General features: G+C 74.0%; 6 protein-coding genes. 3 read left to right on the plus strand and 3 right to left on the minus strand.

Annotated features, from left to right (window positions below; translation table 11 throughout):
* Positions 1-532 precede the first annotated feature (532 nt).
* Entirely contained in the window at positions 533-982 is a 450-nt protein-coding gene (locus AB0E96_RS35660; RefSeq protein ID WP_359830053.1) for a PTS glucose transporter subunit IIA, read from the plus strand.
* Positions 983-1,078: 96 nt separating this feature from the next.
* Positions 1,079-2,749, plus strand: coding sequence for a phosphoenolpyruvate--protein phosphotransferase (gene ptsP, locus AB0E96_RS35665; protein ID WP_359830055.1), 1,671 nt, complete (start codon positions 1,079-1,081; stop codon positions 2,747-2,749).
* An 87-nt stretch (positions 2,750-2,836) separates the two neighbouring features.
* Here the strand turns inward: ptsP and AB0E96_RS35670 are convergent, their stop codons facing one another.
* The 3 genes from AB0E96_RS35670 to AB0E96_RS35680 form a co-directional block, all read right to left on the minus strand.
* Positions 2,837-4,855 carry an acetoacetate--CoA ligase gene (locus tag AB0E96_RS35670; protein WP_359830057.1) on the minus strand — a complete coding sequence of 673 codons (2,019 nt, stop codon included), beginning with the start codon at positions 4,853-4,855 and terminating at the stop codon, positions 2,837-2,839.
* Between the two features lie 129 nt (positions 4,856-4,984).
* Positions 4,985-5,551 carry an NUDIX domain-containing protein gene (locus AB0E96_RS35675; RefSeq protein WP_359830059.1) on the minus strand — a complete coding sequence of 189 codons (567 nt, stop codon included), beginning with the start codon at positions 5,549-5,551 and terminating at the stop codon, positions 4,985-4,987.
* 51 nt (positions 5,552-5,602) lie between these two features.
* Positions 5,603-6,502, minus strand: coding sequence for an NUDIX domain-containing protein (locus tag AB0E96_RS35680; protein WP_359830061.1), 900 nt, complete (start codon positions 6,500-6,502; stop codon positions 5,603-5,605).
* 173 nt (positions 6,503-6,675) lie between these two features.
* On the opposite strand from AB0E96_RS35680, the gene mmuM reads away from it, so the two are divergent.
* The gene (gene mmuM / locus AB0E96_RS35685) at positions 6,676-7,620 is read left to right on the plus strand and encodes a homocysteine S-methyltransferase (protein ID WP_359830063.1); all 945 of its coding nucleotides are present in this window, start codon (positions 6,676-6,678) and stop codon (positions 7,618-7,620) included.
* The last annotated feature ends 44 nt before the right edge of the window (positions 7,621-7,664 follow it).

Genomic DNA, 7,664 nt, shown 5'->3' on the forward strand with positions numbered 1-7,664 from the left:
ACCGAGGCCGGGGATGTCAACATATCTGGCGTTGACTTTTGGCACGCTGTTGAGTTCTCAAGGAACGGACGCTTCCTTCGGACCGCCTTCCAGCGAACCCTCCGGGCTTCGTTCTTTCGTGTTTCCAGCTTACCAGATGCTTTCCGCTCCGTTTACCGGGGCTTTTCGCATCCGAAATCTGGCGTTAACCGCAGAGTTGCGGCGACTCGACCAACCATAGCGGGTCGACAGCCCGAGCGCGAACCGGGGCGCACCGGGAGTCATCCGGACGGCGGCATGATTTGTTGCTCTCGCGAGCATATACAGCAATGGTCCCGATTCGCCAAGATGCCTGTAGAGTGCGGCGCATCGGAGCCAAGAGGACTAGACCACTCGCGGGTCGGTGAGTCGCCGGCCGGCAAGGCGGGCACGGGCGGGGTCCTTGCCCGGGAATGTCAGCAGTTGTCCGAAGTTGACATGATTTAGGCTTCAGTTGATCGTCGTGCCGCTCCTCGCGGCAACTCGCTGTACTGCGCACTTGGGAGGCACAACCATGACCACTGTGACGTCGCCGCTGACCGGCAAGATCGTGGGGCTCGCGGGCGTGCCCGACCCGGTGTTCTCGGGTGCGATGGTCGGCCCGGGCACCGCGATCGACCCCGTTCGTGAGCAGACCACGGCGGTCGCTCCGGTGGACGGTGTCGTCGTCTCCATGCACCCGCACGCGTTCGTGGTCGTGGACGCCGAGGGCCACGGTGTGCTGACCCACCTCGGGATCGACACGGTCCAGCTCAACGGCGAGGGCTTCGAGCTGCTCGTCGCCAAGGGCGACACGGTGACCCGCGGTCAGGCCGTCATCAAGTGGGACCCGGCCGCCGTCGAGGCCGCGGGCAAGTCGCCGATCTCGCCGATCGTGGCGCTGGAGGCCACCGCCGACTCGCTCGGTGGCCTGCGGGAGGACGGCGAGGCCAAGGCCGGCGAGCAGCTGTTCAGCTGGAGCTGACCCCTTTCTTACGACACCCGCCCCGGACGAGATGACGGGGCGGCCCTCACACAGCGGTTCCCGGCTGGGCCGCTCATCTCAGCGGAGACAGGTGACATGGAGAAGACGCTGCGCGGCGTGGGCGTGAGCCACGGGGTCGCGATCGGCCAGGTGCGGCACATGGGGACGGCGGTGCTGGAGCCCCCGGCCACCCAGATCCCGACCGAGGACGCCCCGCGTGAGCAGGCCCGTGCCCAGGCCGCCGTCGAGGCGGTCGCCGCCGACCTGATCGCGCGCGGCAACCTCGCCGGCGGCGAGGCCCAGGCCGTGCTGGAGGCCCAGGCGCTGATGGCGCAGGACCCGGAGCTGATGGCCGACGTGTCCCGCCGGATCGCCGTCGGCAGCAGTGCCGAGCGCGGCGTGTACGACGCGTTCGCGGCCTACCGGGCGCTGCTCGCCTCCGCCGGGGAGTACCTGGCCGGACGGGTCGCCGACCTGGACGACGTGCGCAACCGGATCGTGGCCCGACTGCTCGGTGTGCCGATGCCGGGCGTGCCGGACAGCGACGAGCCGTACGTGCTGTTCGCGCGGGACCTGGCTCCGGCCGACACCGCGCTGCTCGACCCGACGCTGGTGCTCGGCTTCGTGACCGAGGAGGGCGGGCCGACCAGCCACAGCGCCATCCTGGCCCGGGCGATGGGCGTGCCGGCCGTCGTGGCGCTGCCGGGTGCGATCGAGGTCGCCGAGGGCACCGTCGTCGCGGTGGACGGCAGCTCCGGCGACGTGCTGCTGGAGCCGTCCCAGGAGAAGCAGGACGAGCTGCGGGCGGTCGCCGCCGAGCGCAGGGCCGCGCTGGCCGCCTCCTCCGGCCCGGGGCAGACCTCGGACGGGCACCGGGTGCCGCTGCTCGCCAACGTGGGCGGCCCGGCCGACGTACCGGCCGCGCTGGAGAACGGCGCCGAGGGCGTCGGCCTGTTCCGCACCGAGTTCCTCTTCCTGGACGACTCGGCGAAGGCGCCCAGCGCCGAGAAGCAGGTCGAGGCGTACCGCAAGGTGCTGGAGGCCTTCCCCGAGGGCCGGGTCGTGGTCCGTGTGCTGGACGCCGGCGCGGACAAGCCGCTGGACTTCCTGACCCCGGCCGACGAACCGAACCCGGCGCTGGGCGTGCGCGGTCTGCGTACTCTCCTCGAGCACCCCGAGGTGCTGCGGACCCAGCTGGAGGCGCTGGCGAAGGCCGCCGAGGGGCTGCCGGTGCACCTTGAGGTGATGGCCCCGATGGTGGCCGACCGCAAGGACGCCAAGGACTTCGCGACCGCCTGCCGGGAGGCCGGGCTGGACGCCAAGTTCGGTGCGATGGTGGAGATCCCGTCGGCCGCGCTGCGCGCCCGGTCGATCCTCCAGGAGGTCGAGTTCCTGTCGCTGGGGACCAACGACCTCGCGCAGTACACCTTCGCGGCCGACCGCCAGGTCGGTGCGCTGGCCCGGCTCCAGGACCCGTGGCAGCCGGCCCTGCTGGACCTCGTCGCCTCGGCGGCCGACGCCGCGCGGGCGAGCGGCAAGAGCTGCGGCGTCTGCGGCGAGGCGGCCTCCGACCCGCTGCTGGCCGTGGTGCTGACCGGTCTTGGCGTCACCAGCCTGTCGATGGGCGCGGCCTCGATCCCCTACGTGCGCACCGCGCTCGCCAAGTACACGCTGGCGCAGTGCCGCCGGGCGGCCGAGGCGGCCCGGGCCGCGGACAGCGCCGAGGAGGCGCGGGCCGCGGCGCAGCAGGTGCTCTCCGGCGAGTGACGCCGTAGGACAACGCCGTAGGAACAACGAGGAAGGGGCGCTCCCGCCGTCGCGGTGGGAGCGCCCCTTTCGTGTGCGCCGGGCCGGTCAGGCCGTGCGCTCGAGGCGGAGCCGCTCGAAGAAGCGCAGGTGCTCGATGTGGTCGACGGAGCCCGGGTTGACGGCCTGCTCCAGCGGGGTGCCGGAGAGGATGCGCTTGACCGGGACCTCGATCCGCTTGCCGGTGAGGGTGTGCGGGAGGCCGCGGACGGCGATGACCTCGTCGGGCACGTGGCGCGGGGAGAGTTCGGTGCGCAGCGAGGTGCGGATGCGGCCGATCAGGTCGTCGTTCAGCTCCGCGCCGGGGGCCAGGACGACGAACAGCGGCATCCAGTAGCCGCCGTCGGGCTCCTCCAGGCCGATGACCAGGGACTCGGCGATCTCGGGGAGGCGTTCGACGACCTCGTAGATGTCCGAGGAGCCCATCCGGACGCCCTGGCGGTTGAGGGTGGAGTCGGAGCGGCCGTGGATGACGACGGTGCCCCGGGAGGTGACGGTGATCCAGTCGCCGTGGCGCCAGACGCCGGGGTACATGTCGAAGTAGCTGTCGTGGTACCGGGTGCCCTCGGGGTCGTTCCAGAAGCCGGTGGGCATCGACGGGATGGGCTTGGTGACGACGAGTTCGCCGACGGTGTCGGTGTGCGGGTGGCCCTGGACGTCCCAGGACTCGACGGCGGCGCCGAGGCAGGGGGCCTGGATCTCGCCGAGGTGGACCGGGAGGGTGGGGACGCCGCCGACGAAGCAGGAGCAGACGTCGGTGCCGCCGCTGACGGAGGCGAGCCAGACGTCCTCCTTGACCTCCTCGTAGATCCAGCGGAAGCCGTCGGGCGGGAGCGGGGAACCGGTGGTGCCGATGCAGCGCACGGCGGAGAGGTCGAGGTCGCGGCCGGGGTGGAGGCCGGCCTTGCGGCTGGCGATCACGTAGGCGGCGGAGGTGCCGAGGACGGTGGCCCCGGTGCGGGCGGCGACCGACCAGAGGGCTCCGGTGTCGGGGTGGCCCGGACTGCCGTCGTAGGTGACGATCGTGGACCCGACGAGCAGGCCCGCCAGCAGGAAGTTCCACATCATCCAGCCGGTGGAGGTGTACCAGAGGAAACGGTCCTGCGGGCCGAGGTCGAGGTGGAGGCCGGCCTGCTTGAGGTGTTCGAGCAGGATGCCGCCCTGGCTCTGGACGATGGCCTTGGGCAGGCCGGTGGTGCCGGAGGAGTAGAGGACCCAGAGCGGGTGGTCGAAGGGGACGGCCTCGAAGACCGGCGGCACGTCGTCGGCGACCAGGTCCTCCCAGGCCAGGGCGCCCTCGGGGGCGGGGGCGCCGAGCAGCGGGACGTGCACGACGGTGTGCAGGCCGGGCAGTTCGCGGCGCAGCTCGGCGACGACCTCGGTGCGGTCGTGGTCCTTGCCGCCGTAGTGGTAGCCGTCGATGGCGAAGAGGACGGAGGGCTCGATCTGCTGGAGGCGGTCGAGGACGCTGCGGGCACCGAAGTCGGGGGCGCAGCTGGTCCAGATCGCGCCGACGGCGGCGGTGGCGAGCAGCGCGACGGCGGCCTGCGGGACGTTGGGCAGGTAGGCGCCGACCCGGTCGCCGGGGCCGATGCCGCGGGCGCGCAGGGCGGCCGCCAGCGAGCCGACCTGGCGGCGCAGCTCGGACCAGGTGAGGACGACCGGCTGCTCGGTGGTCTCGTCGAGGTGGAGGATCGCGGGGTGGTCGGCGTTGGCCGGGTTCTCCGCCGCGCGCAGGGCGTGCTCGGCGTAGTTGAGGCGGGCGCCGGGGAACCAGCGGGCGCCGGGCATGGCGGCGTCGGCGAGGACGGCTTCGGGGGCCCGGGTGAAGCGGACGTCGAACCACTGGGTGACGGCCGTCCAGAACCGGTCGAGGTCCTCGGTGGACCAGGCGTGCAGGTCCGCGTAGCGCTCGGCGGCCTGCCGGTCGTCGGCGGCCGGGGCCAGCGGGGCGGCCGGGGCGCCGTGGTGCTCGGCGGCCCAGGCCTGGAAGGCCACCACGGTGGTGGCGGCGGCGCGAGCGGGGTTGGGGCGCCAGAGCGGCTGGTCCTGCGGTGGGGTGCTCACGGTGGTGGTCTCCCGGCCGGTGGTGGGGACGGGAGGGCTCGTGGCAGACCCGTCCGGTTGGGCTGTCGGTGCAGACCATGCCATGTGATCGCGCGCCGCGCCAGGGTCGGCCGCTGGGCGGCCGGCAGCTCAGCGGGGGGTGAACTCGCCGCTGAACCAGCGGCGCAGGACGCCGTTGTGGAAGTCCCAGACGAGCGGGGTCTCGGCGGTGGCGAGCAGCCATCCGTCGGTCTCGTCGGTGGGGCGCGAGGGCGGGAGGTCGGCGAGCGGGCGGGCCGGGAGCAGTCCGCAGAGCATGACGAAGCGGCCGCCCGGGTCGGAGGCGGTGTGGATCAGCGTCACCTCGGCCGGGTCGGCGACGATGCCGGTCTCCTCGTGCAGTTCGCGCACGCAGGCGTGCTGCCAGCTCTCGCCGTAGTCCATGTAGCCGCCGGGGAAGGCGAGTTCGCCGTAGCCGGGTTCGATGGTACGGCGGATGACGACCAGCGCCGGGTCGGCGTCGGGGCGAGTGACGGGGAGCACGGTGACCGCGACGGGCAGCGGGTTGCGGTAGCTGATCTCGGCGCAGCCGGGGCAGGTGCGCGGCCAGGCGCTGGTGTCGGGCGGGTAGGGCGTACCGCAGAAGTGGCAGTGGGAGAAGGGTCGGTGGGGGGTCGGGATCGCCTGCTCGGTGGTCGCCGCTTCGTCAGTGGTCATGGCCGGATGGTAGCCCGGCCGTCCGGCGGTGTTGCCGTGGGCCGCGGAACCTCAGGGGGGCCCGTCGGCGTCGGCCGTGCCGTCGCGGGTGGGGCGGAGCAGCGCCGGGTGCAGCAGGCGGGCGTCGCCGGCGTGGTAGGTGCGGGCGCGGGGGCCGCCGCGAGCGCCGCCGCGCTCGGTGGTGGTGCCGGTGCTCTCGACGAAGCCGGGCACGGACAGCACCTTGCGGTGGAAGTTGCCCGGGTGGAGCCGCTCGCCCCAGACCGCCTCGTAGACGGCGCGGAGGTCGGGGATGGTGAAGTCGTGGGGCAGGAAGGCGGTGGCCAGCGGGCTGTACTCGAGTTTGGCGCGCACCCGGTCGAGGCCGTCGGCGAGGATGCGGGCGTGGTCGAAGGCCAGCGTGAGCGGGCCGGGGCCGGTGCGCCCGTCGACGCCACCCCCGTGGGTGTCGGCGGGCGCACCGGCGGCTCGGGACCGGCCGTGGGGCCGGAGGTCCAGGTCGGAGACGGGGTGCCAGGCGGCGGCCGCGGCGTCCGTCCCGGCCCGGGGATCGGGCAGGTCGGGCGCGAAGGCGAGGTAGGCGACGGAGACGACGTGCATCCGCGGATCCCGCTCGGGGGCGCCGTAGGTGCCGAGCTGTTCGAGGTGGAGGCGACCCAGGGCTTCGGCCCCGGAGGCGCTGCGCAGGCCCGTCTCCTCGGCGAGCTCGCGGGCGGCGGCCTCGTCCAGGCCCTCCTCGCCGGCCCGCAGGAAGCCGCCGGGCAGCGCCCAGCAGCCCTGGTGGGGCGGGGCGCCGCGTTCGACGAGCAGGACGTGCAGGCTGCCGTGGCGCAGGGTCAGAGCGACCACGTCCACGGTGACGGCGACCGGGGTGTAGGCGCGCGGGTCGTACGCGGCGAGCCACTCCTCCTCGCCGGGCCCGGTCGGGGGCGGCTGGTCGTCCGCTGCCATCGCCGGGCTCCTCTCCGTGTTCGCCGGTGCCGCCGGGCCCGCTCCGCCGGTGCTGTCCTTCTCGGGCTGAGCACAACGTAGCGAGTGCCTTCCCCGGCGGCAAATGGTTTTCCTGCCCGGCCGGGGGCCGTCCCCCTAGGCTGTGACCAGGAACTCTGCCAGAGGAGACCGACATGCCCACTGCTTCCCCGCCGGACTTCGCCGCCGCGTTGGCCGCAGGTCCACTCGTGCTCGACGGCGGGATGTCGAACCAGTTGGCGGCCGCCGGGCACGACCTCACGGACGAGCTGTGGTCCGCGCGGTTGCTGGCGGACGACCCGCGGGCCGTGGTGGCGGCGCACCGGGCGTACTTCGCGGCGGGTGCGGACGTCGCGATAACGGCGAGCTACCAGGCGAGCTTCGAGGGCTTCGCGCGCCGCGGGGTCGGCCGGGCGGAGGCCGCGCGGCTGTTGGCGAGCAGCGTGGAGCTGGCGCGGGAGGCGGCGCGGGAGGAGCCGGGCGGGCGGCGGCGCTGGGTGGCGGCCTCGGTGGGCCCGTACGGGGCGGTGTCTGCGGACGGCTCGGAGTACCGGGGGCGGTACGGGCTGAGCGTCGCCGAGCTGGCGGACTTCCACCGGCCGCGGCTGGAGGTGCTGGCGGCGGCCCGGCCCGACGTGCTCGCGCTGGAGACGGTGCCGGACGCGGACGAGGCGCGGGCACTGCTGGGGCTGGTACGCGGCCTGGGGGTGCCCGCCTGGCTGTCGTACAGCATCGAGGGCGACCGGACCCGGGCCGGGCAGCCGCTGGCGGAGGCCTTCGCGTTGGCTGCCGCCGTGGACGAGGTGGTCGCGGTGGGAGTCAACTGCTGCACGCCACAGGACGCGGACCGGGCGGTGGCGGTGGCCGCCGAGGTCACCGGGAAACCGGTGGTGGTCTACCCGAACAGTGGGGAGAGCTGGGACGCCTCCCGCCGGGGCTGGCGCGGGGAACCGACGTTCCGCTCGGCCCGGGTGGGCGGCTGGCTCGCGGACGGCGCGCGGCTGGTGGGCGGCTGCTGCCGGGTCGGGACGGACGGGATCGCGGCGCTGGCGGCGGAGGTGACGGTGCTGCGGGCGCAGCAGGTGGGGACGGCCGGCTGACGGCTCGGGCGCGGGGGCGGGGCGGCGGGGGGGGGCGGGCCCCC

The organism is Kitasatospora sp. NPDC036755 (genome assembly GCF_040636595.1).
In the GTDB taxonomy this organism is placed as follows: Bacteria; Actinomycetota; Actinomycetes; order Streptomycetales; family Streptomycetaceae; genus Kitasatospora.